Origin of the sequence: Streptococcus sp. 27098_8_148 (assembly GCF_041432105.1) — a bacterium.
GTDB lineage: Bacteria > Bacillota > Bacilli > Lactobacillales > Streptococcaceae > Streptococcus > Streptococcus parasanguinis_AE.
The window spans coordinates 1-24,387 of the sequence record NZ_JAPVYY010000016.1 but is presented as its reverse complement, the minus strand read 5'-3'; the positions used below and the strand labels follow the sequence as shown (position 1 = coordinate 24,387).

General features: G+C 42.5%; 28 protein-coding genes. 23 read left to right on the top strand and 5 right to left on the bottom strand.

From position 1 onward, the window contains the following. Window positions 1-270: 270 nt before the first annotated feature. From O3646_RS09920 to O3646_RS09910, 3 genes are all read left to right on the top strand, one after another. The gene (locus O3646_RS09920) at window positions 271-1,695 is read left to right on the top strand and encodes a hypothetical protein (RefSeq protein WP_371610825.1); all 1,425 of its coding nucleotides are present in this window, start codon (window positions 271-273) and stop codon (window positions 1,693-1,695) included. A gap of 28 nt (window positions 1,696-1,723) precedes the next feature. Next, the gene (locus O3646_RS09915) at window positions 1,724-2,944 is read left to right on the top strand and encodes a DNA cytosine methyltransferase (protein WP_371610824.1); all 1,221 of its coding nucleotides are present in this window, start codon (window positions 1,724-1,726) and stop codon (window positions 2,942-2,944) included. Window positions 2,945-3,021: 77 nt separating this feature from the next. Beyond that, the gene (locus tag O3646_RS09910) at window positions 3,022-4,596 is read left to right on the top strand and encodes a hypothetical protein (RefSeq protein WP_368397892.1); all 1,575 of its coding nucleotides are present in this window, start codon (window positions 3,022-3,024) and stop codon (window positions 4,594-4,596) included. A gap of 68 nt (window positions 4,597-4,664) precedes the next feature. Here O3646_RS09910 and O3646_RS09905 read toward each other — a convergent pair whose 3' ends face one another. Further along, entirely contained in the window at window positions 4,665-5,279 is a 615-nt protein-coding gene (locus tag O3646_RS09905) for a TVP38/TMEM64 family protein (protein ID WP_368397891.1), read from the bottom strand. Between the two features lie 182 nt (window positions 5,280-5,461). Between O3646_RS09905 and O3646_RS09900 the strand changes: the two genes are divergently transcribed. From O3646_RS09900 to O3646_RS09855, 10 genes are all read left to right on the top strand, one after another. Next, a complete protein-coding gene (locus O3646_RS09900) occupies window positions 5,462-5,989 on the top strand; it encodes a YqeG family HAD IIIA-type phosphatase (protein WP_118095844.1) in 528 nt (175 codons plus the stop codon). Window positions 5,990-5,991: 2 nt separating this feature from the next. Next, complete coding sequence (yqeH, locus tag O3646_RS09895; protein ID WP_368397890.1) at window positions 5,992-7,098, top strand: ribosome biogenesis GTPase YqeH; 1,107 nt, start codon at window positions 5,992-5,994, stop codon at window positions 7,096-7,098. Window positions 7,099-7,321: 223 nt separating this feature from the next. Continuing rightward, on the top strand, window positions 7,322-7,633 hold the full coding sequence (gene yhbY, locus O3646_RS09890; protein WP_003005853.1) for a ribosome assembly RNA-binding protein YhbY: 312 nt from the start codon (window positions 7,322-7,324) through the stop codon (window positions 7,631-7,633). 21 nt (window positions 7,634-7,654) lie between these two features. Then, entirely contained in the window at window positions 7,655-8,287 is a 633-nt protein-coding gene (locus O3646_RS09885; protein ID WP_003012335.1) for a nicotinate-nucleotide adenylyltransferase, read from the top strand. Then, the gene (gene yqeK, locus O3646_RS09880; protein ID WP_117744615.1) at window positions 8,284-8,880 is read left to right on the top strand and encodes a bis(5'-nucleosyl)-tetraphosphatase (symmetrical) YqeK; all 597 of its coding nucleotides are present in this window, start codon (window positions 8,284-8,286) and stop codon (window positions 8,878-8,880) included. Before O3646_RS09885 ends, yqeK begins: the two co-directional genes overlap by 4 nt. Then, entirely contained in the window at window positions 8,881-9,381 is a 501-nt protein-coding gene (locus tag O3646_RS09875; RefSeq protein WP_371610823.1) for a cysteine hydrolase family protein, read from the top strand. Between the two features lie 14 nt (window positions 9,382-9,395). After that, entirely contained in the window at window positions 9,396-9,749 is a 354-nt protein-coding gene (rsfS, locus tag O3646_RS09870; RefSeq protein WP_003005865.1) for a ribosome silencing factor, read from the top strand. A 207-nt stretch (window positions 9,750-9,956) separates the two neighbouring features. After that, window positions 9,957-10,697 carry a class I SAM-dependent methyltransferase gene (locus O3646_RS09865; RefSeq protein WP_280523300.1) on the top strand — a complete coding sequence of 247 codons (741 nt, stop codon included), beginning with the start codon at window positions 9,957-9,959 and terminating at the stop codon, window positions 10,695-10,697. Window positions 10,698-10,703: 6 nt separating this feature from the next. Continuing rightward, window positions 10,704-11,801, top strand: a complete 1,098-nt coding sequence (locus tag O3646_RS09860; protein WP_368397889.1) for a nucleotidyltransferase — start codon at window positions 10,704-10,706, stop codon at window positions 11,799-11,801. 120 nt (window positions 11,802-11,921) lie between these two features. Beyond that, window positions 11,922-12,638 (top strand): YebC/PmpR family DNA-binding transcriptional regulator, encoded by a 717-nt coding sequence (locus O3646_RS09855; protein ID WP_003005873.1) that lies wholly within the window; start codon window positions 11,922-11,924, stop codon window positions 12,636-12,638. A 51-nt stretch (window positions 12,639-12,689) separates the two neighbouring features. On the opposite strand, the gene O3646_RS09850 is transcribed toward O3646_RS09855, so the two are convergent. From O3646_RS09850 to O3646_RS09835, 4 genes are read right to left on the bottom strand one after another with little or no spacing between them, the layout of a single operon-like run. Continuing rightward, window positions 12,690-12,992 (bottom strand): DUF5960 family protein, encoded by a 303-nt coding sequence (locus O3646_RS09850; protein WP_049514180.1) that lies wholly within the window; start codon window positions 12,990-12,992, stop codon window positions 12,690-12,692. Further along, window positions 12,973-13,344, bottom strand: coding sequence for a hypothetical protein (locus O3646_RS09845; protein ID WP_155168790.1), 372 nt, complete (start codon window positions 13,342-13,344; stop codon window positions 12,973-12,975). Before O3646_RS09845 ends, O3646_RS09850 begins: the two co-directional genes overlap by 20 nt. Beyond that, window positions 13,341-14,753, bottom strand: a complete 1,413-nt coding sequence (locus O3646_RS09840) for a Y-family DNA polymerase (protein ID WP_155167935.1) — start codon at window positions 14,751-14,753, stop codon at window positions 13,341-13,343. The genes O3646_RS09845 and O3646_RS09840 overlap by 4 nt, the downstream gene beginning before the upstream one ends. Before the next feature lie 2 nt (window positions 14,754-14,755). Then, entirely contained in the window at window positions 14,756-15,433 is a 678-nt protein-coding gene (locus O3646_RS09835) for an XRE family transcriptional regulator (protein ID WP_004219840.1), read from the bottom strand. A gap of 160 nt (window positions 15,434-15,593) precedes the next feature. Here O3646_RS09835 and asnA point away from each other — a divergent pair, with 160 nt between their 5' ends. The 10 genes from asnA to O3646_RS09785 all read left to right on the top strand — a co-directional run. Continuing rightward, window positions 15,594-16,586: an aspartate--ammonia ligase gene (asnA, locus tag O3646_RS09830; RefSeq protein WP_003005888.1), complete on the top strand. Its 993-nt coding sequence runs from the start codon at window positions 15,594-15,596 to the stop codon at window positions 16,584-16,586. Between the two features lie 247 nt (window positions 16,587-16,833). Then, the gene (gene rsmD, locus O3646_RS09825; RefSeq protein WP_031575882.1) at window positions 16,834-17,373 is read left to right on the top strand and encodes a 16S rRNA (guanine(966)-N(2))-methyltransferase RsmD; all 540 of its coding nucleotides are present in this window, start codon (window positions 16,834-16,836) and stop codon (window positions 17,371-17,373) included. Then, window positions 17,363-17,851 (top strand): pantetheine-phosphate adenylyltransferase, encoded by a 489-nt coding sequence (gene coaD / locus O3646_RS09820; protein ID WP_155168794.1) that lies wholly within the window; start codon window positions 17,363-17,365, stop codon window positions 17,849-17,851. The genes rsmD and coaD overlap by 11 nt, the downstream gene beginning before the upstream one ends. Continuing rightward, entirely contained in the window at window positions 17,835-18,914 is a 1,080-nt protein-coding gene (locus O3646_RS09815; protein ID WP_155168796.1) for a SepM family pheromone-processing serine protease, read from the top strand. Before coaD ends, O3646_RS09815 begins: the two co-directional genes overlap by 17 nt. A 162-nt stretch (window positions 18,915-19,076) precedes the next feature. Beyond that, on the top strand, window positions 19,077-19,787 hold the full coding sequence (ccdA2, locus tag O3646_RS09810; protein WP_155168798.1) for a thiol-disulfide oxidoreductase-associated membrane protein CcdA2: 711 nt from the start codon (window positions 19,077-19,079) through the stop codon (window positions 19,785-19,787). Between the two features lie 26 nt (window positions 19,788-19,813). Continuing rightward, window positions 19,814-20,137, top strand: a complete 324-nt coding sequence (locus tag O3646_RS09805) for a hypothetical protein (RefSeq protein WP_004219828.1) — start codon at window positions 19,814-19,816, stop codon at window positions 20,135-20,137. 56 nt (window positions 20,138-20,193) lie between these two features. Next, a complete protein-coding gene (locus O3646_RS09800; protein ID WP_154358963.1) occupies window positions 20,194-20,754 on the top strand; it encodes a redoxin family protein in 561 nt (186 codons plus the stop codon). A 12-nt stretch (window positions 20,755-20,766) separates the two neighbouring features. Next, on the top strand, window positions 20,767-21,888 hold the full coding sequence (msrB, locus tag O3646_RS09795) for a peptide-methionine (R)-S-oxide reductase MsrB (protein WP_371610822.1): 1,122 nt from the start codon (window positions 20,767-20,769) through the stop codon (window positions 21,886-21,888). Window positions 21,889-21,946: 58 nt separating this feature from the next. Beyond that, a complete protein-coding gene (locus tag O3646_RS09790; protein WP_195487221.1) occupies window positions 21,947-22,681 on the top strand; it encodes a response regulator in 735 nt (244 codons plus the stop codon). Beyond that, window positions 22,678-24,387 (top strand): sensor histidine kinase (locus O3646_RS09785; protein ID WP_155168800.1); only part of this gene is annotated, 1,710 nt, incomplete at its 3' end. The genes O3646_RS09790 and O3646_RS09785, both read left to right, overlap by 4 nt.

Genomic DNA, 24,387 nt, shown 5'->3' with positions numbered 1-24,387 from the left:
TTTTTCAGATCTAATTTTGAATAAATCATTAGATTTTGAGTTTGTTACTTCTGTAACAACTGAATTTAATAAATTTTCATTGAGTTGTACTACACGAAGGGATATGGTTGAGAACTTCATTAAAGTCTATTACAATAGATTTAAAAATGATATCTTGAATCTAAATGGTAAAATATCTTCTCATCTTTTAGATGATTTAACCAAAGTGATACTATTTCAAATTTTGTCTTCTCACTCAGATATAGACAGTGTTAGAAGGGGATTAAATATATGAATTTTAAGTCGCTAGAAATTATCAATGGGTATGAAACAAAAAAATTTAAATTTGGTAAGAAAACAGAAATTTATAGTAATATCAATAGTGTAGGGAAGTCAACTTTATTGAGGTTACTATTTTATTCAATGGGGTATTCTATACCATCTACAAAAAAAATTAGATTTTCAAAGTTACAAACAAAATTGATTATTGAAACCGATCAATTAGTAATTTTGTGGCGTAGTAATAATAATATAACAATGGATATAGGAGGAGAAACTAAGACTTTAGAGTTACCAAGAGATTTATATTATATTTTAGGAAAGATTTTTAAAACAAGTAACATTAACGTTTTGGAAAGTCTTTTAGGTTGTATATATTTGGATCAAGATAAAGGATGGACTCTACTAAATAGAGGAACTGTTATAGGCGGTATAAAATTTAAAGTTGAAACGTTAATAGAAGGAATTTCTGAAAAAGATATATCACATTTAAGAGTTGAAGCGAATAAAATTGCTGTAGAGTTAAATAAATTAAGTGAATTGCAAAAAATCATTTTATTTCAGAGTGAAAATTTTGATTTAATGGATAAAAGTAATTTTCAGAGTAATAAAATATCGGATATAGAAAATAAACTCTTAATAACTAGAAATAACAGAAATGAGTTATTAAAAAAACAATCTGTTTTGAAGAATATTTTGTCCAAAAATGAGGATTATCTTAAGTATATTGAAAGTTTGGGATTAAGTGTCCGATGTCCAGACGGAGGTATAGTAGAATTAACTCGAGATAATATCTCAGGATTTGAAGAAACACAAACTGTGATTGAACTACGAGTATTTCATTTAGGACAAGAAATAGAAAAATTAAGAAAAGAAGAATTTGAGTTAGAGCAAGAACTCAATAATTCTCAGTACCTTGTAAAAGTTGAAAACCCTATTGAGCTTTTCGAACAACGATTGCAACTTATCACAGCACCAAAAGAAGTTATAGCTTCTGAAATAAAGAGGCTTAAGGAATATAAAAAAGGGATTGAGGATAGAATAAAGTTTTCATTACGTGATGATACTAATCAACATATTTTTGATAATATTTTAAAATTTGCAAGGAAATTAAATGTTGAAGACTATTTAAATGCTGATAAAAATTTTGTATTCACATCAGATTTAAAATCGTTAAGTGGTACTATATTACATAAAATTGTATTTTGCTATAAAATGGCATATATAATTGAAATTCAAAAATATCTCGGCTTAACACTTCCAATTGTTTTAGACTCTCCAAGTGGTAGGGAAGTAGATCAAAAAAATATTGAAGACATGTTTGATATTTTAAATGATGAATTTAGGGATAATCAGATTATTATTGCTTCTATTTTTAAATATAGTAGATTTGAAGTAGATGAACTAATAGAAATACAAAGAAATTTACTTGAATAATAAAGATTTTTAGAAAGCAGGTAACTACATGACAAATTCTGTAAGTTCGAACCGACCTGAGAAGTACAACATTGCAGCCTTCTTCTCAGGTGTTGGGGGAATTGAGTTGGGATTTGAACAGACCAACGAGTTCAGAGTGGTGTATGCCAATGAATTTGATAAGTATGCGCGTCAGACTTATCGTTTAAATTATCCAAATACGCATTTGGATAGTCGTGATATTCATGCGGTGCAGCCGGAAGAAATTCCGGCTGAGCGCGTGGATGTGATTATGGGAGGTTTCCCTTGTCAGGCCTTTAGTATTGCGGGTTATCGCAAGGGCTTTGATGATGATCGTGGCGATCTTTTCTTCGAATTGCTTCGCATGATTGAGGGGTGCAAACCTCGCGCCATTTTTATCGAAAACGTCAAGAACATGGTCGGTCATGACCACGGCAATACCTTCAAGGTGATTCGTGAAGCCTTGACGGAGAACAACTACTTCATCAAGTGGAAGGTTCTCAACGGAAAAGACTACGGAAATATCCCACAAAACCGCGAGCGGATCTATATCGTTGGTTTTGATACCAAAGAAGCTTATGACTTGTTTGAATTCCCAGAGGAAATCAAGCTGACAACGAATTTGAGTGATGTTATTGATTTTGGTGCTAAGCCAGATGAGGCCTACTATTATCGAGAAGGCAAGCAAAATTTCTACGCTGATCTCAAGGCCAATGTGACCAGTCAAGATACGGTCTACCAGTGGCGTCGTCAATACGTTCGTGAGAATAAAAACGGCGTTGTTCCAACTTTAACGGCCAATATGGGAACAGGTGGGCACAATGTTCCGTTGATTTTGACTGACAGTGGGGAGATTCGTAAGTTAACACCGAAGGAAACCTTCAATGTACAAGGTTATCCAAAGACCTTTAAGTTGCCTGAGGGGGTTTCCAATGGTCAACTCTATAAACAAGCTGGAAATAGTGTGGTCGTCCCTGTGATTAAACGCATTGCAGAGCGGATTGCTTTTGCCCTTAATGAGAGCAATGGTCTGTCTCAACTGGATCGTTCCGGAAAATTTGCCATTATCTATACCAAGATGAATGGCCAGTTTGAAGGCCAGTCTTATGTGAAAGATTTTGTCTCCACTTATGAGGAGGCAGAGAAGAAGATTGCGTCCTATGAGGACGGTCTTGCCATTTTATCAGATGAAGATTATTTCAGATTGGTAAAAAAACGTGGCAATTTTGAGTTTTACAGCATTATTTAACGAATTATATAAGTAAGAGGACTAGTGAAAATCTAGTCTTCTTTTGATATACTTAAATAAGAAGTGAGGAATGAATGATGTGGGAAAACCTTAAACATGAACAAAAAGAAAAATACAAGACGCTCATTACCAACTTTGCTAGTCTGAGTGAGGCGTTTTCTCAAAAGGCAGAAGCCGAAGATTCTAATGATCGAGAAAGCTATGTTGCTCCGATAGTCAATTCAAAATTCCAAGAAACTGTTTTCCAAAAAGCTTTTCATGCTGTTGGTGAGGATATTGCCAATACCTCTTATGATGCTTCGCTGGTCGTTGATGAGCAACATAAATATTTGGTTGGGATTAAATCCTTTGGTTTGGATTCAGGGGATCAAAAGATTGCTCAGTTCAAGAAAGATTCACAGTCTTGGAATGAGTTGTTAAGTGAAATTCGATTTCATGCTGATATTTCACCGGACAAGGAAACAGCTGATAAAGAAAATGATGCTCGCTATGAAAAACTGGCCCGTGAGATTGCGACCTTGCGAAATCAACGGATTGAATCATCCAAAGCACTCATAAAGGGGTTTCATTCTGATGCTGGTCATGTAGAAGCCGTCTATCATGTCTTGATGCCGACCTCGAAGGGACATAAGCCTCAGATCCATGTAGGAGAGACGACTTATTTGCCTGTTGATTTGGACCATCTCAAAATTTTAGGATCAACAACTAAGAACAATCCGACAAATTTCCGTTTCACAGATGGCCATCATGATTACAAATATACGGCCGCAGATAGTCAGCTCCATATGACCTTTAGAAATAAGGAGATTGTGGTTGATACTTGGGATGTGAATTATGTCGAAGACCCCTTTTATCTCTTTGAACACCTTCACTTATTGACCTCAGAAAAAAGTGATTCGGAGATTCTTGAGACCGTTTCTTGGGTAATCACAGACAAGCATGGAAATGTAGAAGAAAATTCTGGATTTAATGCTTTTAATGGTGGATCAAAGTTGGCAAAGAAAGATCGCTTGCCACGGATTTTAAAGATTCAGGAAAAATTTAAAGATAGTCTCGCTCCAGAAGAACTAGCTTTTGTGACCTTCTCTTTGGAAGAAATTCTCTTGAAAAAATGGTCTACCAAGGAAGAAAAAGCTCAGATGAAGTCCATTCGCGAGGACTTGATTCGCTTTGTACACGAGACGGGGAATGAAAAACTAATCAAAGAAATTGAACAGCTGGTGTATCGTCCAGTCAGTGAAGTGTATATTCCTCTTCCAGACTCCAAACATTTCCATGAGGAGCGTCCAGACTTTTTTGGTAAAGATATTGGAAGGTTTGAGCCAGGTACGAGTAAACTTGTGCTCCCAAAAGAAGAACGGACCTTTAAGCTACGATTTTTATCATCAGGAGATGTGATTACGGCCTATATCAACCAAGAAGCTGGGAAGGCCATTCAATCAACTGATAAGCAAGAAATCCTTGGCAATTGGATTCTTCGTGGGGTCTTTCAGCTAAAAGATAGAGAGATCTTAACGGGTAAGAAACTGTCTCAGCTAGAAATCAATGGTATCCGTCTTTCCAAATTCAAAAACGGTGAAATCGGCATTGACTTCATCTGGATTGATGTGGACAATCCTCCGGCAGATGCGATCGGTTGGGTTGCGAAATAGAGAGTAATAAACTATTCATGGGCTTACAAAAACACCACCTCCTAGTCTTTAGGAGGTGGTGTCATGCTTTAAACCATTTTCCAGAAATAATCGATGATATAGGTCAGGCCGTAGGTGTAGATGACGAGGGTGATGGGTTTGCAGAGGATGATGATGGTCATGTAGCGTTTGAAGGTCATATTGGTCAGACCTGCCAGCATACAGATGAAGTCAGCGGGACTAACCGGCCAGATCATCATGAAGATAAAGAAGCGATCGAACCGCTTGCCTTCATTGAGCCAGCCAATGTACTTGTCGTAGGTCTTCTTACTGACCATGGATTGGACGAACTTGGGCCCGTACATTCTGGCGAGATGGAAGATAATGGCACAGCCAATGACAATTCCGATGTAGTTGTAGATGGTCCCAATGATGTGGCCATAGATAAAGACACCAGCGACAGATGTCAGGGCGCCAGGAATAATAGGGACCACCGTTTGAAGGATCTGAAGAAAGATAAAGAGAGGTGGACCAAAGATTCCAGCTTGCAAAATAAAAGCTGACAAGGTTTCTTTGGATTGAAGGATGCCAGAAAAGTAGGCCCAGATACAGAATGCAAGGGTTGCGAGGGCCCCAATGATGGACGACCAATTAATGATGCGCTGGAGAAGAGGAGAGACCTCTTTTAAGCTTGTTTGTTTCATAAAAAATTCCGAGTTCTTTTTCTTCTACTATACCATGTTTTTGGAACTTTGTAAGGATTTTGTCTATTTTTTGAGTAGTGAAAGCGACCTGATTGGAGTCTGTTGCTGTTTTAGTCGTGAAGCGGGTGCAAAATGGGCCTTTTTATGCTACAATGAAAGGAGTATAAAAAATGGAGAAAAACGTGTCAATCGAAAATTACAAACCAGATTTTGCGGTGGAAGCAGCCTATGATCTCACCGTTACAGACTTGAAAAAACAGGGTATCAAGGCGGTCCTTGTGGATTTGGATAATACCTTGATTGCTTGGAATAATCCGGATGGGACTCCTGAAATGCGCCAGTGGTTGCATGACCTTCGTGATGGAGGGATTCGGGTTATCGTGGTGTCTAATAATAGTCCCAAACGGGTCAAGCGCGCTGTTGAGAAATTTGATATTGACTATGAAGCCTGGTCGCTTAAGCCCTTTACTTTTGGGATTGATCGTGCCCTCAAACGTTTCCACTATGAGAAAAATGAAGTGGTCATGGTCGGGGATCAACTGATGACCGATATCCGGGCTGCCCATCGTGCAGGCATTCGTTCGATTTTGGTCAAGCCTTTGGTTGAGCATGACTCGATCAAGACGCAGATCAACCGGGCACGTGAACGCCGTGTCATGAAGCAAATGGCCGAAAAATATGGTCCGATTGTATACAAAAAAGGAATTTAAGAATGGAAGAATTATTCTGTATTGGCTGTGGAGCCCCCATTCAGACAGAAAACAAAGAGGGGCTAGGCTATACTCCCCAATCAGCACTTGAAAAGGGCTTGGAAACAGGCGAAGTCTATTGCCAACGCTGTTTCCGTCTGCGTCACTACAATGAAATCACAGATGTGCATCTGACAGATGATGATTTCCTAAAACTCCTTCACGAAGTAGGGGACAGTGATGCTCTCGTGGTCAATGTAGTCGATATTTTTGACTTTAATGGCTCCGTTATCCCTGGCTTACCACGCTTTGTAGCAGGGAACGATGTCCTCTTGGTCGGAAACAAAAAAGATATCTTGCCCAAGTCTGTCAAGGATAGCAAGGTGACCCACTGGTTGATGGAGCGAGCCCACGAAGAAGGCATGCGTCCTGTCGATGTGGTCCTCACCTCTGCTCAAAACAAGAGTGCTATCAAGGACTTGATGGAAAAGATTGAGCAGTACCGTAAGGGCCGTGACGTCTATGTGGTGGGTGTGACCAACGTTGGGAAATCGACCCTCATCAATGCAATCATCCAAGAAATCACTGGGGATAAGGATATCATCACGACCTCTCGCTTCCCAGGAACGACACTGGACAAGATCGAAATCCCACTGGACGATGGATCCTACATCTACGATACACCAGGGATTATCCATCGCCACCAAATGGCTCATTACTTGACGGCAAAAAACCTCAAGTATGTCAGTCCTAAAAAAGAAATCAAGCCCAAGACTTATCAGCTTAATCCGGAGCAAACCCTTTTCTTGGGTGGCTTGGGACGTTTTGACTTTATTAAGGGGGAAAAGCAAGGCTTCACTGCCTTCTTTGACAACGAACTCAAGCTTCACCGAACCAAGCTAGAGGGCGCGACCGCCTTTTATAACAAGCATGTCGGTGGCTTACTAACTCCTCCTAACAGCAAGGAAAAAGAAGAATTCCCGTCCTTGGTTTCTCATGAGTTTACCATCAAGGATAAGACAGACCTGGTCATCTCAGGACTCGGCTGGATCCGCGTCAATGGAGAAGCCAAAGTAGCCGTCTGGGCACCAGAAGGCGTTGCCGTCGTTACCCGCAAAGCTATCATTTAAAAAAACAGGAAAAAATATATCTGAAGAGCGAACAAAGTGAGCTCATAAAGAGATCGTTATTGCCGTGGTGTAATTGCCAATCGATCGATTGGCAAGGGCAAAATGGAGACCAAGGCTCCATTTTGAGGTGAGGAAATCCATTTTTCAAAGATGAGATCTTTGAAAAATTAGTTCCGGCCGTCCCCACCACTTAAAATAACGATCAAAAAAAGGAAGTAAAAATATGACATTAACATCTAAACAACGGGCTTTCCTCAACAGCCAAGCCCACAGCCTCAAACCCATTATCCAAATCGGGAAAAACGGGCTCAATGACCAAATCAAAACCAGTGTGCGCCAAGCGCTTGATGCGCGCGAACTGATCAAAGTGACCCTTCTTCAAAATACGGATGAGAATATCCATGAAGTAGCGGAAATCTTGGAAGAAGAAATCGGTGTGGAAACTGTCCAAAAGATTGGTCGGATTCTCATCTTGTTCAAACAATCAAGCAAAAAAGAAAATCGTAAAATTTCAGCGAAGGTAAAAGAAATTTAGGACATCGAGGAGAGCAAACCTATGGCAATTGAACTATTGACTCCCTTTACCAAGGTAGAGTTAGAGCCAGAGATCAAAGACAAGAAACGCAAACAAGTTGGTATTTTGGGTGGAAATTTCAATCCGGTCCACAATGCCCATTTGGTCGTTGCGGATCAAGTGCGCCAACAATTAGGGTTAGATAAGGTGCTCTTGATGCCTGAGTATGAGCCACCGCATGTCGATGCCAAGGGGACGATTGCAGAGCATCATCGCCTTAAGATGCTGGAATTAGCCATTGAAGGCATTGAAGGTCTGGAAATAGAGACGATCGAGCTCGAACGGAAAGGCATTTCCTATACCTATGACACCATGCTCTTGCTCAATGAACGCGATCCAGACACAGATTATTACTTCATTATTGGTGCAGATATGGTGGATTATTTACCAAAATGGCACCGCATTGATGAATTGGTGGAGATTGTGCAATTTGTCGGGGTCCAGCGACCACGCTATAAGGCGGGGACTTCTTATCCGGTGATCTGGGTGGATGTTCCTCTAATGGACATCTCCTCTAGTATGGTGCGTGATTTTGTAGCCAAGGGTCGGACGCCGAATTTTATGTTGCCAAAACCAGTCTTGGACTACATCAAGAAAGAAGGATTGTATCAATGACCTATGAAAACTATCTAGGCTTTTCTCGTGAGGTCTTGCTTGAAAAAATGCGCCAAATCCTGCCAGAAAAGCGGCTAACCCACTGTTTAGGGGTTGAGAAGGCTGCGCGTGACTTGGCCAAACGCTATGGGGCTGACGAAGAGCAGGCTGGCCTAGCAGGTTTGTTACATGACTACGCCAAGAAATTATCGGATCAGGAATTTCTGGACTTGATCGATCGCTATGAGCTGGATCCAGCATTAAAAAACTGGGGCAACAATGTCTGGCATGGGATGGTCGGGATTTACAAGATCCAAGAAGACCTCGGACTGACAGATCCAGCCATTCTTCGCAGTATTGAGATCCACACCGTGGGGAGTGATCAGATGTCAACCTTAGACAAGATTGTCTATGTGGCTGATTACATTGAGCACAACCGGGCCTTTCCAGGGGTAGAGCAAGCACGTGATATCGCTCAAGTTTCTTTGGATCGTGCTGTGGCCTATGAGACGGCTCGCACAGTCGAACACCTGGCCCACCAAGGATTGCCCATTTATCCCCAAACCCTTGAAACCTATAACGCCTTTGTGAAGTATTTGAAAGAGGAGCAGTGAGTGAAAACAGCTTTTATCATTATTGATGTACAAAATATCTTAGTGGAAACAGGTTTTGAGACAGAAAAGCTCGTAGAGAAGATCGCTTATTTACAAGATCAGGCTAGAAAACAGCAGGTTGAAATTATCTACATGCAGCATATTGAAACGCCAGAGGCTTTAACGTCGGAAGATTGGCAATTATCGCCCCTGTTGAAAAGACAGGAGAATGAAAAGGTATTTCAGAAGCGATACAATAGCATGTTTAAGGAGACAGGATTAAAAGAATACTTGGATCAACAAGGGATTGAACAACTAGTCCTGTGTGGTATGCAGACAGAATATTGTGTCGATACATCCGTCAAAGTGGGGTTTGAATACGGCTACAAGCTGGTCATTCCAGAAGGAGCTGTCACAATCTTTGATGGAGAGGATATTCCGGCAGAAACGCTTAATGAATTTTATGAAAATATTTGGGCAGAACGTTTTGCGGATGTCTTAGATTACAAATCGATTTTTTAAGGAAAGAGGATTACATGAAAGAAAAAGAACTACTTGAACTAGTTGTCAAAGCAGCAGATGAAAAGCGTGCGGAAGACATTGTAGCTTTGGATGTTCAAAGCTTGACCAGCGTGACAGACTACTTTGTCATCGCAAGCTCTATGAACAGCCGTCAGTTGGAGGCTATCGCAGAGAATATTCGTGAGAAAGTCGTTGAAGCTGGTGGCAATGCTAGCCACGTCGAAGGTGATTCAGCTGGAGGTTGGGTCCTTCTTGACTTAGGTAGTGTGGTGGTCCATGTCTTCTCAGAAGAAATGCGTGCCCACTATAACCTAGAAAAGCTATGGCACGAAGCAAGTGCTGTCGATCTTTCAGCAGCCCTAGCATAAGCAGGTAAACTCAGTTGGTAGCAACTGAGTTTTGTTGGTTAAATTGAAATTCTATGGAAAGAAAGGATGGGGCCTTGTGTTTGGTTAATTTGATAATTGAACACGAGCTAAAAGCTGTGAGAAAAAGAGTAACTTCCTTTGTATCTGACGATAGGGCAGAAAGTTTCCTATTTTCTCTATGCTTTTAACGCTCTTTGTATCATGAATATGGCTACTTATGAAACCTTTGCGGCGGTCTATGATGCGGTCATGGATGACAGTCTGTATGACTTATGGACGGATTTTTCCCTCCGGCATCTTCCTAAAAGTAAGGATCGGAAAAAATTGCTGGAATTGGCTTGTGGGACAGGGATCCAGTCTGTTCGCTTTTCTCAAGCTGGTTTTGATGTGACAGGATTAGACCTGAGTGCTGACATGCTGAAAATTGCTGAAAAAAGAGCTGCTTCAGCCAAGCAGAAGATTGATTTTATCGAGGGCAATATGCTGGACCTGTCGCAAGCAGGCACTTATGATTTCGTGACCTGCTACTCGGATTCTATCTGCTATATGCAGGACGAGGTAGAAGTAGGGGATGTCTTTGAAGAAGTGTATAATGCCCTCAATGAGGACGGAGTCTTTATCTTTGATGTCCATTCGACCTATCAGACAGATGAGGTCTTCCCAGGCTATTCTTACCACGAAAACGCAGAAGACTTTGCCATGCTCTGGGATACCTATGAGGATGCAGCCCCTCACTCGATCGTCCATGAGCTGACCTTCTTTGTCCAAGAAGAGGATGGTAGCTTTAGTCGGCACGATGAAGTCCATGAGGAGCGTACCTATGAAGTTTTAACCTATGACATCTTATTGGAGCAGGCTGGCTTTAAATCTTTCAAATTGTACGCTGATTTTGAAGATAAGGAGCCAACAAAGACCAGCAAACGTTGGTTTTTTGTAGCACAGAAGTAGGACAGCATGACAGTTACAGGTATTATTGCAGAATTTAATCCCTTTCATAATGGACACAAGTACCTGCTCAAACAGGCAGAAGGGGTGAAAATCGTCGCTATGTCTGGGAATTTTGTTCAACGTGGCGAGCCTGCCATTGTAGACAAGTGGATTCGCGCGCAGATGGCTTTGGAAAATGGAGCGGATCTGGTGGTCGAGCTCCCCTTTCTCGTTGCTGTTCAGTCAGCTGATCATTTTGCCAAGGGAGCGGTAGAAATCTTGTCCCGTCTGGGAATTGACCAATTAACCTTTGGGACAGAAGAAGTCTTGGATTACCAAGCGATTGCGACAGTTTACTCGGAGAAAAAAGTGGAAATGGAAGGTTTCTTGCGAAATCTTCCAGACGATTCATCCTATCCACAAAAGACCCAAAAAATGTGGGAAACCTTTGCTGGAGTGGAGTTCACAGGGGATACTCCTAATCATATTTTAGGGCTAGCTTATGCCAAGGCCTGTGCTGGGAAGGGGATTACGCTTAAGCCTATTCAACGCCAGGGAGCAGGCTACCATTCAGAAGAAAAAGAAGTGGCCTATGCTTCTGCGACTAGTATACGCCTGCACAAGGAAGATCAGGACTTTGTAGCTAAATTCATGCCCAATAGCCAACTCTTTCAGTCGGCTCCACAGGTATCTTGGGAGGATTATGACCAACTGCTCCGTTATCAAATCCTAACCCATCCGGATTTGACACAGATTTTTCAGGTCAATGAGGAACTGGCCAACCGGATAAAGGAGGCCGTTCGAAGTACTAGCTCTGTGGAAGAATTGGTGGAGAAAGTCGCAACCAAGCGCTATACTAAGGCGCGAGTGCGCCGCATCTTGACCTACATCTTGGTAGGGGCAACGGAACAAGCCCTTCCCGACGCCATTCATGTCTTAGGTTTTTCCGCAAAGGGACAAGCTCATCTCAAAGGCTTGAAAAAATCAGTAGAAATCGTGACCCGAATTGGTAAGGAACCTTGGGATGATTTGACCCAACAAGCGGATCAGGTGTATCAACTAGGGCATCCCCAATTGCCAGAACAGATCTGGGGGCGGGTGCCAGTGAGGGTGGAAGATCAATAAGAGGTGAATAGTCGAGCAACTCCAATTGGAAGGATACGCAAAAAACTCTTCCAAGTCTTGTGATTTATGATATAATATAAAGGATTGAAAATAATTTGAAAAAATTTAAGGAGAATCCTCATGGGACGTAAATGGGCCAATATTGTTGCCAAAAAAACTGCCAAAGATGGTGCCAACTCAAAAGTATATGCCAAATTTGGTGTGGAGATCTATGTAGCTGCTAAAAAGGGTGAACCAGATCCAGAACTAAATACTGCTTTGAGATTCGTTATTGACCGTGCGAAACAAGCGCAAGTGCCAAAACACGTGATTGATAAAGCGATCGATAAGGCAAAAGGAAACACTGACGAAACCTTTACAGAAGGACGTTACGAAGGATTTGGACCAAATGGTTCGATGTTGATCGTTGATACCTTGACTTCAAACGTTAACCGTACAGCTGCCAATGTCCGTGCTGCTTTCGGTAAAAACGGTGGGAACATGGGAGCTTCAGGTTCTGTATCTTACCTCTTTGACAACAAGGGAGTTATCGTCTTTGCTGGTGATGATGCCGATGCCATCTTTGAGCTTTTGCTTGAAGCAGATGTGGATGTAGATGATGTCGAAGCAGAAGAAGGAACGATCACAGTCTACACTGCTCCAACTGATCTTCACAAAGCGATCGTTGCTTTGCGTGAATCAGGTGTCGAAGAATTCCAAGTAACAGAATTGGAAATGATTCCTCAATCAGAAGTTGAGTTGTCAGGTGAAGATTTGGAAACATTTGAAAAACTTTATAGCGTTCTTGAAGACGATGAAGACGTACAAAAAATCTACACCAACGTAGATGGATTCTAATCACTCGTACGGACTGTAGTGAAATTAAAAATTAAATAAAAGGATAGCTTCTCAGATAAAGCTATCCTTTTTTTGTAAGAAATGTCCTGTATAAGCGTAAATACGGGTCAGGGGTGATTGGGAGAGTGTGGAAACCTTAAAATAGAAATAATGGTCTCGATGATCCCGACTTTTGGTGTGGTGGAGACGAAAATAATTTCGCTGGCCTGCTGCCATAGAGTGGAGGATATCGTCTTCTAAAAAGACAAGTGGCGTAGAAGTAGCCGCCCACTTGTAAAAGTCTGTCTCAAATTGGTGGTAATTCTCTGAAAAATAATCAAATTGTAATTCGTGTTTAGTCTGAATAGGTTTCATACGGTGTTTCCTCAGCTTCAATAAAAATGATAGAGGTCAGAAGGAGCCGGTGGTAGTGACCATCGCTTTTGAGAAGAAGCTCAGAAGCAGATAAGGTGTGAATCGAACCTGTGTAGGTTGCAAATTGATTCCCCTCTAGAGTCGTGATCGAGATCGTCGTTTGTTGTTGGAAGGCCTGCTCGAGGAGCTGGATCTGCTCAGAAAGAGGAAGAATCGTAAGCTGACTGCGGTCGATTTCTTTAGTATGCAGGGCGGTTGTGTGCTCAGATAAAAAGAAGCCGGCCCATTTGGCCATGCCACGGTCTTGAAATTCGCGTGCGGATTGATAAGGGAGATAAGAACGGTCGATCATGTTAATCCATCTAAGCCTCCTGCGGAATGTCCGCCTGTTAGTTTACTGCGAGCAATGGCGCGTGAGTTTTCTAGTAGTGAGGAGCCTTTCTGAAGAGAGGTAAAGCCAAATTGATCCCGAATGCGGTCAATGGTCTGCTGAAGTTTCTCCTCTTTTTCCAGGGCTACTGGATCATCAAAGAGAGAAAAGAGTTGAAGAGACTCCTCGACAAGTTCTCCATAAAAAACGCCGATCTGCCGAATGGCGCCTCCTTCGTACTTGGAGCGAAAGAGCCGCAGAACCGTATCGGATAAAACCTTGGTGGATTGGGTAGGCTCAATCTTTTGCTGGCAGTGAATGGACGGAAGCCCCTCGATTTTGGAGTAGGAGGCATGAATGGAGACCAGCTGGGTCTTCTTTTTTTTCCGTCGCAAGCGAATAGCCACCTGTTCAGCCATCTCCCGAAACACCAGTTCAATGTCGGTTTGTAGATGGTAGTCATAGGGCAAGATTTGAGAGTTGCCAATGCCTCGTGATTTCGGACGATAAGGCTTGTGGACATTGCTTTCATCAATGCCATGAGCATGGAACCAAAGTTGAAGGCCCATGACTCCAAATTCTTTCTTTAAGAGATCTGGATGAGCCTGGGCCAGTTCTTTAATCGACGTGATCCCGATCTTTTGCAATCGCTTTTCAGTCCGACGTCCAATGCCCCAAAAATCAGTGAGCTGGGGCAGTTTCCAGACCTTACTTTCTACATCTTCATAAGACCAATTGGAGCGCATATTTCGGCAATGCTTAGCTTCATTGTCCAAGGCTAGCTTGGCAAGAAGGGGATTGGCATTGCTGAGGCCGATGGTAGAGTAGATCCCAGTTTCCTGCCAGATCCTTTTTTGGATTCTGGCAGAAAGGAGATCCAGTTTCTCCTTTCGAGAGAGGGAGGGATCTGGAATAAAATAATTTAAGGAAGAGGTCAGATCGATAAAGCCTTCGTCAATCGAGTAAGGGAAAATATCATCTGGTGCCGCAAATTCCTGAAAGACCTTCTGAATTTCCATATTGACCTGAATGTAAGCATTCATCCGTGGAGGGACAATCAGGGTCCTCTTGGCCCAGGATTCAATGTAGGAAACAAAGGATGGATCCGTTGGCAATCCTTGCTTTTTGGCCACGTAGCTATTAAATTTTCTAGTCTTGAGATCAAAAGGTAGGTCGTAGCTACGGCTGACATTTTTCTTGCCAAAGACTTGTTTAAAAACGGGAGAGCTCGCCAAAATCAGGCCAGCAGAATTGTCGCTTCGACTCATGACGCAAAGGGAAGTCGTCAAGGGGTTGAGCCCCAGACGGACACATTCACAACTGGCATAAAAACTTTTCATATCCACAAAAGCAATATCAGAATGAGGCTCACGTGAATAATCAAATAGCATATTTACACCTCAAGTGGAAGAAAATGCCCGACCACAATGCCGACAATTTTGGGCTCGTCTTCATAGGGAGCAAATAAATCATCGTAGTCAGGGTTGATGGATTCTAAGCGCAAGCCTTCAGCCTCCCGATAGACTTTCTTGATGTAGGTTTTTCCATTCCAGATGAGGGCGTAGACAGCACCATCATAGTCAAAACCAGTCTGCTTCATGAGGGCAACAGAGCCATTGGGATAGAGAGGTTCCATCGAATCTCCGGATACCCAAGAAGCGAAATCGTGCTGGATCTCTTGATCAAAATAGACAGTTTCATAGTCCGTTTCGTTGTCATAAAAGGTGTGTCCTAAACCGGCTGCCAGCTCAATCGAAAGAACCTTATAAGCAGTCAAGGAAACAACTTTTTGCTGCTGTTCCAATAACTGGCTGGCCAACTGGTCGACTTTCTTTTGATGAGGTGGGGTTAATAAAGGGTAGGTGTAGAGTGCGGAGTCTTTGTTAATAAAGTAGTCCTCTTTAACGGAGAGGCGCTTGGCCAACCTCCTGAGATTTTTTTCGTGTGGCTCCGCCAAGCCATTCTCCCAACTGGAGTAAGTCTTGCGAGAAATCTTGAGATCCTCGTAGACATCTGCTTGGGTCAAGCCTTTTTCCAGGCGTCTTTCTTTTAGTTTTTTTGCATCAAACATGTTGCTTCTCCTATGTAACGTTTTAAAAGTTACATATAGTTTATCAAAAATGAATCCTTTTTGCAAGAGAAAAATTCAGTTGAAAACGAATGAAAAGGCTTGGATTTTGAATGAAAAAGGAGTATAATCAGTTTTACAACTTCTAACAACGAGGAATTATATGAAAAAAAGTTTTATCCATCAACAAAAAGAAATTTCGTTTGTTAAAACGACTTTCACACAATATTTAAAAGATAAATTGGACATCATTGAAGTCCAAGGACCAATTTTGAGCAAGGTCGGAGACGGGATGCAGGATAACCTTTCTGGGATTGAACATCCGGTATCTGTCAAGGTCCTTCAAATTCCTGATGAGACTTATGAAGTCGTGCATTCACTCGCAAAATGGAAACGCCATACTTTGGCACGTTTTGGTTTTGGCGAAGGAGAAGGTCTCTTTGTCCATATGAAGGCTCTTCGTCCAGATGAAGATTCGCTAGACGCTATCCACTCTGTTTATGTAGACCAATGGGACTGGGAAAAAGTCATCCCAAATGGTCAACGCAATATCGCCTACCTCAAAGAAACGGTTGAAAAAATCTACAAGGCGATTCGTTTAACAGAACTAGCAGTAGAAGCGCGCTATGATATTGAGTCAGTTCTTCCAAAACAAATTACCTTCGTTCACACAGAAGAATTGGTGGAACGCTATCCAGATTTAACTCCAAAAGAGCGTGAAAATGCCATTGCCAAAGAATTCGGAGCCGTTTTCTTGATCGGGATTGGTGGAGAGCTTGCAGATGGCAAACCACACGATGGACGTGCACCTGACTACGATGACTGGACAACAGAGTCTGAAAATGGCTACAAGGGCTTGAATGGTGATATCCTCGTCTGGAATGACGTTCTAGGTTCAGCCTTTGAGCTGTCTTCAATGGGGATCCGTGTCGATGAAGATACGCTTCGCCGTCAAGTTGCGATCACAGGGGACGAGGATCGTCTCCAATTAGAGTGGCACAAGGCTTTGTTAAATGGTCTCTTCCCACTCACGATTGGTGGAGGGATTGGGCAATCTCGTTTGGCTATGTTCTTGCTTCGTAAGAAACATATCGGTGAAGTCCAAACCAGTGTCTGGCCTCAATCTGTCCGCGATGAATATGAAAATATCCTATAAGGAAGAAAGAGAGTGGGACAGAAATCGGTAATTCGTTAGAATTCGATTTCGTCGTCCCACCTCCGCACAGTTGAGTAGGGGTGTAAAAGCTGATGAAATCAGCGTAGTAGAGCCCACTCAACCACTGCGTCTTACTCGACAATCCAAAAATAATTGAGAGGCTAGGACTTTTGTCCCAGCCTCTTTTAGTTGTCGCTTGACCATATCAAATCGCAATTTTCTGATTTTTTTTGGTATAATGGTCCCTATGAAAATAGTATCTGGAACCTATGGGGGACGTCCCCTCAAAACACTTGAAGGAAAAACAACCAGGCCGACTTCTGATAAGGTCAGAGGGGCCATGTTCAATATGATTGGTCCTTACTTTGATGGTGGAAGAGTGCTAGATCTCTATGCAGGAAGCGGTGGGCTCTCTATCGAAGCAGTTTCTCGAGGCATGTCAGAGGCCGTTCTAGTGGAAAGAGATCGTAGAGCGCAGGAGATTGTAGCAGCCAATATTGCCATGACCAAGGAAAAGGAACGGTTTCAACTGCTAAAAATGGAGGCCAAGCAAGCCTTAGGGCTTTTAACGGGCACCTTTGATTTGGTGTTCTTAGACCCTCCGTATGCTAAGGAAGAGATTGTTCGCGATATCGAAACCTTGTGCGAGCGTCAACTCTTGTCAGAGGAGATCATGATTGTGTGCGAAACCGATAAACACGTAGAACTTCCTGAGGAAATCGGACAAGTGGGAATCTGGAAAGAAAAAATCTATGGAATTAGTAAGGTAACAGTATATGTCAGATAGAAGTGGATTGTTTACAGGATCGTTTGATCCGATTACCATTGGGCATGTGCAATTGATCGAGCGAGCTAGTCGCTTGTTTGACCGTGTCTATGTCGGAATTTTTTATAATTCGGAAAAAGTCGGACTCTTTTCCATTGAGCAGCGTGTGCGCATGGTGAAAGGGGCCTTGGCTCATTTGGAAAATGTTGAAATTGTGACGTCGACTCAAAAGTTGGCTGTGACAGTGGCGCGCAATCTTGGCGTGGTCACCTTGATCCGGGGCTTGCGCAATGCACAGGATCTGGTATACGAAGCCAATATGGATTATTTTAATCACCAGTTGGCGCCTGAATTGGAGACGGTTTATCTCTATGCCCAGCCTCCTTACCAGGCCATTAGTTCAACCCGTATTCGAGAGTTGCTGGCTTTTCAGCAGGATATCTCACCTTATGTACCAAAGAGTGTAATGGAGGAAATCAAAGATGACACAAGCGAATAAACCAAGCTTGACTACTAAAAAGAAAAAAGGACGGTTGAAAGAATACCGATGGCCGATTGCAGGAGTTCTTTTCTTGCTTCTCTTGCTAGCTGCTTTTGTGATTCGCCTTCCCTATTATATTGAGATGCCGGGAACGGCAGAAGATATTCGATCCGTCATGACAGTGGATGGAAAAATAGATACCAAGTCAGGATCCTATGATTTTGTAACCGTAGCAGTGAAAGAAGCGACCCCGGCTGATTTGATCTATGCTTGGGCGACACCTTTTACAGATATCTACTCTGCCAAGGATATGACCGGTGGTAGTTCGAGCCAAGAATTTACGCGGATTAACCAATTCTATATGGAAACCTCTCAAAATATGGCCATCTACCAAGGGTTAAAGACAGCTGGGAAAGAAACCCAGATGGACTTTCTAGGTGTTTATGTCATGCAAGTGGCAGATGACTCGACCTTTAAAGGAGTCTTGAACATTGCGGATACCGTCACTGGTGTGAATGGCAAGACCTTTAAGAGTTCCAAAGAATTGATTGACTATGTTGGTTCTCAAAAAATTGGCGCCCCTGTTTCGGTGACCTATATAGAGGATGGACAAACCAAGACCGCAGATGGGAAGATCATCAAATTGACCAATGGGAAAAACGGAATTGGGATTAGCCTGATCGACCGAACTGAAGCCAAAGGCGATGTTCCTGTCCAGTTTGCGACAGCTGGCATCGGTGGCCCAAGTGCCGGTATGATGTTTAGCCTAGCCATCTACACTCAAGTGGCAGAACCGGACCTTCGTCAGGGACGCCATATTGCTGGGACAGGAACCATTAACCAAGATGGAACGGTTGGCGATATCGGTGGGATTGACAAGAAAGTCGTTGCAGCAGATAAAGAAGGAGCAGAAATTTTCTTTGCCCCTAATAACCCTGTTTCCAAAGAAGAAAAGAAAGCCAATCCCAAGGCTAAATCAAACTACGAAACCGCTAAAGATGCAGCAAAACAAATTCATTCGAAGATGAAAATTGTGCCCGTCAAAACCCTTCAAGACGCCATTGATTATCTGAAGAAGTAGAAGTATCTTGTTAGATCAGTCTCGTACTTGAAAGTACGAGGTAGAGTTGGCAGATAGGAAGATTCACCTTCTAATCAAATTCAAGTTTTTGCTTATCAATCTCTCTATTTTTAGAGGGATTTTTTCTTTATACTGGTATCAGAAAGAAAGGGAGGTAGTGAAATGATTCAAACCAGTTTGTTTTCCATTTCAGTATTCTTAGCGGGAGTTCTATCCTTTTTCTCCCCATGTATTTTGCCACTGATGCCAGTCTATGTAGGGATTCTATTGGATTCTGAACGTGTGAAAACCGTTCGGATTTTTGGAAGAGATATTTCTTGGTATGGCTTGGTGAAGACTCTTTGTTTTATCGCAGGTCTATCAACTGTTTTCCTGATTCTAGGATACGGTGCAGGGGCCCTTGGGCAGGTGCTTTATGCTCCATGGTTTCGCTATCTGCTAGGAGGGATTGTGATCTTACTAGGGATTCACCAAATGGAAGTGATCAATCTGAGACAACTCCAAAAACAAAAGAGTATCCAACTGAAGAAGGATGAAAAACGCAATGAATTCTTCAATGCTTTTCTGATAGGGGTCACCTTCAGTTTTGGTTGGACCCCTTGTGTCGGACCAGTTTTGAGCTCTGTTTTAGCCATTGCAGCTTCTGGAGGAGATGGTGCATTGCAAGGCGCTCTCCTGATGCTGGTATATACATTAGGCTTGGCTCTGCCTTTCTTGCTTTTGGCCTTGGCTTCTAGCTGGGTTCTACAACATTTTGCTAAACTCAAGCCCCATATGGGAACCTTGAAAAAAATTGGTGGTGCCCTCATCATCTTGATGGGCATCTTGCTGATGCTAGGAAATCTTAATAGCCTCGCATCCCTGTTTCACTAATCTTGAATGATTAAAGGAGAAAAATCATGAAAAAAATTCTTGCACTTTCTATTGCTACACTTAGCATCGTCACTTTAGCAGCTTGTTCTGGACAGAAATCAGATTCAGACATGAAAAAAACGGACGATAGTAGTATGATGAAGAAGGACGATATGAAGAAGGATGACATGAAGGATTCATCCATGTCCGATGATAAAATGAAAAAAGAAGACATGAAAGATTCATCTATGATGTCTGACAGCAGTTCTGAAATGAAGGACGATATGAAAAAAGATGAGATGAAATCTAGCGATTCAGAAATGAAAGACGAAAAGAGTGGATCATCGGATATGAAATCAGACAAGGAATAAAAGAAGGGAGAGGTCATCTGAGGATGACTTTCTCCTTGTTTAAAGAGGTGATAATGATGAAAAAATTAGCTTTAGTAGCTGCAGGAATCTTGTGTACTGGACTTTTGGGGGCTTGCTCGAGTCAAGGAATGGCTACTTCCAATAAGGACATGAGCCAACAAACAGCCAAAGCTGGGGCTAGGCAGCCATCTGGCAAGAAAGTGAAGGAGTTTAGCTTGCAAGGAGTGGATGGTAAGACCTACCGCTTATCCGATTACAAGGGAAAGAAAGTTTACCTCAAATTTTGGGCTTCCTGGTGCTCTATTTGCCTATCGACATTAGAGGATACCAATGAGTTGGCAAAAGAAGAGGCGGGTAAGGATTATGTGGTCTTATCCGTTGTAGCTCCAACTTTTAATGGTGAAAAATCAGAAGCAGATTTCAAAAACTGGTACCAGTCTTTGGATTACAAGGATTTCCCAGTCTTGCTCGATAGTAAAGGGGAACTGCTAAAAGAGTATGGGATTCGTTCTTATCCATCGGCACTCTTTATTGCAAGCGATGGAACTCTCGCTAAGACCCATATCGGTTATATGAGCAAGGAAGACATCGTCCAGACTCTAAAAGAAATGAAGTAAGGAGGACATAAAATGGAAACAAAATGGAAACTCATTTCCATTCTTTTAGTGGGGCTATTTTGTTTTGGAATCTTTTTCCTTGTCAAAGGATCCATGGCCTTGGATACATCAGATGCGACGACTGAGCAGATCAAAAAAGCGTCCATGAGTCAGACACCAGTAGCAAACAAAAAGAAGGAAGAAAAAGTCAATCCAGAAGACCAACGAGAAATCTATCTAGCTGGTGGTTGCTTCTGGGGTGTGGAAGAGTATTTTTCCCGTGTTCCGGGTGTCATTGATGCCGAATCAGGTTATGCCAATGGAAAAGGGGATACCACCAAGTATGAATTAGTCCCTCAAACAGGCCATGCTGAAACAGTTCATATCACTTACAATGTCAAGCAGGTATCTCTGAAAGAATTGCTCCTGCATTATTTCCGGATTATCGACCCAACGTCGAAGAATCGTCAAGGAAATGATCAAGGGACTCAATACCGAACAGGTGTCTATTATGTCTCTCAAGAGGATCTTCCAACTATTAACCAAGTCTTTGAAGAGGTAGCAAAAAAATACGACAAACCGTTAGCAGTGGAAAAAGAGCCACTGACCAATTTCATCAAGGCTGAGGACTACCACCAGGATTATCTAAAGAAACATCCGAATGGGTACTGCCATATCGATGTCAATCAGGCTTCTTATCCTGTTATTGATGCTAGTCGCTACTCCAAGCCAAGCGATGAGGAAATCAAAAAGAAGTTATCTCCCGAAGAGTATGCGGTGACACAAAAAAATGATACTGAACGTGCCTTCTCCAATCGTTACTGGGATCAGTTTGATGCCGGTATTTATGTAGATGTCGTGACTGGTGAGCCCCTCTTCTCCTCTAAGGATAAATTTGATTCTGGTTGTGGTTGGCCAAGTTTCAGTCGTCCTATTAGTCCTGATGTGGCCATCTATAAGGAGGATAAGAGTTTCAATATGACTCGGACAGAAGTTCGGAGCCGTGTAGGAAATTCTCATCTGGGCCATGTTTTTACCGATGGTCCCAAGGAAAAAGGCGGTCTTCGCTATTGCATCAATAGTTTGTCTATTACCTTCATTCCCAAAGCAGAAATGAAAGAAAAGGGCTACGGTTATTTATTGGACTACGTCTGAGACATTTGGAACCATAATTTGCTATAATAAGTATAGCAAAGACAAGTAGGTGAAAGACATGTATGCGATCATGATTGTGGAAGATGAAGAGCTTATCCGGCAGGGACTGACTTCCTTAGTGGATTATGAACAGTTTGGAATGACCGTCATCAACCAGGCAGAAAATGGCCGTGAGGCCTGGGAGAAGTTTCAAGAGCAACCAGCCGATATCCTTCTAACCGATATCAACATGCCACAAATGAATGGCTTGGATCTGGCCCATCTCGTTAAAGAGCAATCACCATCTTGTCATATCATTTTTTTGACAGGTTATGATGACTTTGAGTTTGCGAGAAAAGCCATCAAGTTAGGTGCGGATGATTATTTGCTGAAGCCTTTTTCAAAAGATGATATTGAAGAGATGTTAGCCAAGGTGAAAGGAAAGCTAGACAAAGAGCGAAAGAAGGCGCAAGTCGAAGATTTGGTCAGCCATGGTTATTCGACAGAGTTGGAAGAAGCCATTCATGCTCGTTTAGCAGATTCGCAGTTAACCCTGAAGGATTTGGCCTATCAACTTGGCTTCAGTTCCTCTTATCTAAGTGTATTGATCAAGAAAAAATTGGGACTTCCTTTCCAAGAATACCTCATCCAAGAGCGAATGAAGAAGGCTCAACTCTTGCTTCTCACGACAGATTTAAAGATTTATGAGATTGCCGATCAGGTTGGTTTTGAAGATATGAACTATTTTTCTCAACGCTTTAAGCAGGTTGTTGGGGTGACGCCAAGGCAGTACAAAAAAGGAGAGCATGAATGAAACGATATCCCTTGCTGATTCAGCTGGTCCTCTACTTTTTTCTCTTCATTCTCCTACTTTTTGGTCTCATCGGTAGCCTTTACTATCAAACGAGTTCAGGGGCGATCCGCCAGCTAACGGAGCGGACGACAAGAAATAGTATCGACCAAAGTAGTCAGTTTATCACGTCTTATCTAAAAAAATTAAAGCAGACCACAACAGTGCTTAGTAAGGAACAGGCTGTTCGCCAATTTGCCCAAGATAGAAGTGCGGATCAAGAAACGGTTCAGCACTTGATGCGAACGATGATTGAAACGGATCCGGACCTGGTCTCAGCGGTCTTGGTGACCAAGGACGGACGTCTGGTAGCGACAGATACCAAAATCAGCATGCAGACTTCTTCAGATATGATGAATGAAAGTTGGTATCAAGAGGCGATTAAGGAAAGAGCCATGCCGGTCTTGACGCCAGCTCGAAAGGAATCCTTGACCTCGGAAAAAGAAAAATGGGTGGTTTCTATTACCCAAGAAGTGGTCGATCAGACTGGTCAAAATCTCGGAGTAGTACGCTTGGATATTGGCTACGATAGCCTTCAGGCTTACTTGGATCACCTTCAACTAGGGAAACAAGGCTTTAGTTTTATCATTAATCAAAAGCATGAGTTTGTCTACCATCCTAAAAAGGCGGTCTATTCCTCCAGCCAAGAAATGCAGGCCATGCAGCCCTATATTGCTGTGAAAGATGGCTATGCTAAAGGTGGGCAAAATTTTATCTATCAGGTTCCGATTCCAGATAGTGATTGGACCTTGATTGGAGTGGCTTCACTTGAAGGACTTCAGATGCTTCAGTCGCAGCTCCTGTACTCTTTCATTGGACTAGGATTGCTAGCTTTGATTATGTGTTTAATAGGGATTGGCTTTGTTCTGCGTTTGTGGATCAAACCCTTACGAGACCTTCAGACTATCATTTTGAGGATTGGAGCAGGAGATGCTCACGTGAGAGCTGCAGCCAAAGGATCTCCAGAATTGGTGGACCTCGCTCAAGCTTTTAATGCCATGTTGGACCAAATCGATAACCTCATGCAACAGGTCAAGGAAGAGGAGCAGAACGCACGGCGTTACGAGTTGCGGGCACTTTCGGCTCAGATTAATCCGCATTTCCTCTACAATACCTTGGATACGATTGTCTGGATGGCGGAGTTTAATGATAGTCGGCGCGTGGTCGACATCACTAAGTCTCTGGCTCAATATTTTCGACTGGCTCTCAACCAAGGCCAGGAACAAATCCTACTGAGAGATGAAATTGACCATGTCCGCCAGTATCTTTTCATTCAGAAGCAACGCTATGGTGAAAAGCTCAACTATGAAATTCTAGAAGATGAACGGTTGGGCGACTATCAGCTCCCCAAATTGGTACTTCAACCCTTAGTGGAAAATGCGATTTACCATGGCATTAAAGAAATCGATCGGCCAGGTCTCATTCGAGTGACGACTGAAGTCAGTGGAGACTCCGCCTGCGTATCGATTTTTGACAATGGACGAGGGTTTGACCGATCAGAGTCAACAGACCAAACCCTTCTTCGTTTAGGAGGTGTTGGCTTGAAAAATGTGGACCAACGATTGCATCTTCAATTTGGCGAAGCCTATCATATGGAGATTGATTCTAAGGCCAATAGCTATACGAAAATCACTCTTTATTTGCCTCTTCCATCCGGCAATGAATATTCA

Coding starts and splice junctions, on each gene's coding strand:
- O3646_RS09920 (WP_371610825.1), top strand. CDS start 271: ATGAATTTTAAGTCGCTAGAAATTATCAATGGGTATGAAACAAAAAAA.
- O3646_RS09915 (WP_371610824.1), top strand. CDS start 1,724: ATGACAAATTCTGTAAGTTCGAACCGACCTGAGAAGTACAACATTGCA.
- O3646_RS09910 (WP_368397892.1), top strand. CDS start 3,022: ATGTGGGAAAACCTTAAACATGAACAAAAAGAAAAATACAAGACGCTC.
- O3646_RS09905 (WP_368397891.1), bottom strand. CDS start 5,279: ATGAAACAAACAAGCTTAAAAGAGGTCTCTCCTCTTCTCCAGCGCATC.
- yqeH (WP_368397890.1), top strand. CDS start 5,992: ATGGAAGAATTATTCTGTATTGGCTGTGGAGCCCCCATTCAGACAGAA.
- yhbY (WP_003005853.1), top strand. CDS start 7,322: ATGACATTAACATCTAAACAACGGGCTTTCCTCAACAGCCAAGCCCAC.
- O3646_RS09885 (WP_003012335.1), top strand. CDS start 7,655: ATGGCAATTGAACTATTGACTCCCTTTACCAAGGTAGAGTTAGAGCCA.
- yqeK (WP_117744615.1), top strand. CDS start 8,284: ATGACCTATGAAAACTATCTAGGCTTTTCTCGTGAGGTCTTGCTTGAA.
- rsfS (WP_003005865.1), top strand. CDS start 9,396: ATGAAAGAAAAAGAACTACTTGAACTAGTTGTCAAAGCAGCAGATGAA.
- O3646_RS09865 (WP_280523300.1), top strand. CDS start 9,957: ATGGCTACTTATGAAACCTTTGCGGCGGTCTATGATGCGGTCATGGAT.
- O3646_RS09860 (WP_368397889.1), top strand. CDS start 10,704: ATGACAGTTACAGGTATTATTGCAGAATTTAATCCCTTTCATAATGGA.
- O3646_RS09855 (WP_003005873.1), top strand. CDS start 11,922: ATGGGACGTAAATGGGCCAATATTGTTGCCAAAAAAACTGCCAAAGAT.
- O3646_RS09850 (WP_049514180.1), bottom strand. CDS start 12,992: ATGAAACCTATTCAGACTAAACACGAATTACAATTTGATTATTTTTCA.
- O3646_RS09845 (WP_155168790.1), bottom strand. CDS start 13,344: ATGATCGACCGTTCTTATCTCCCTTATCAATCCGCACGCGAATTTCAA.
- O3646_RS09840 (WP_155167935.1), bottom strand. CDS start 14,753: ATGCTATTTGATTATTCACGTGAGCCTCATTCTGATATTGCTTTTGTG.
- O3646_RS09835 (WP_004219840.1), bottom strand. CDS start 15,433: ATGTTTGATGCAAAAAAACTAAAAGAAAGACGCCTGGAAAAAGGCTTG.
- asnA (WP_003005888.1), top strand. CDS start 15,594: ATGAAAAAAAGTTTTATCCATCAACAAAAAGAAATTTCGTTTGTTAAA.
- rsmD (WP_031575882.1), top strand. CDS start 16,834: ATGAAAATAGTATCTGGAACCTATGGGGGACGTCCCCTCAAAACACTT.
- coaD (WP_155168794.1), top strand. CDS start 17,363: ATGTCAGATAGAAGTGGATTGTTTACAGGATCGTTTGATCCGATTACC.
- O3646_RS09815 (WP_155168796.1), top strand. CDS start 17,835: ATGACACAAGCGAATAAACCAAGCTTGACTACTAAAAAGAAAAAAGGA.
- ccdA2 (WP_155168798.1), top strand. CDS start 19,077: ATGATTCAAACCAGTTTGTTTTCCATTTCAGTATTCTTAGCGGGAGTT.
- O3646_RS09805 (WP_004219828.1), top strand. CDS start 19,814: ATGAAAAAAATTCTTGCACTTTCTATTGCTACACTTAGCATCGTCACT.
- O3646_RS09800 (WP_154358963.1), top strand. CDS start 20,194: ATGAAAAAATTAGCTTTAGTAGCTGCAGGAATCTTGTGTACTGGACTT.
- msrB (WP_371610822.1), top strand. CDS start 20,767: ATGGAAACAAAATGGAAACTCATTTCCATTCTTTTAGTGGGGCTATTT.
- O3646_RS09790 (WP_195487221.1), top strand. CDS start 21,947: ATGTATGCGATCATGATTGTGGAAGATGAAGAGCTTATCCGGCAGGGA.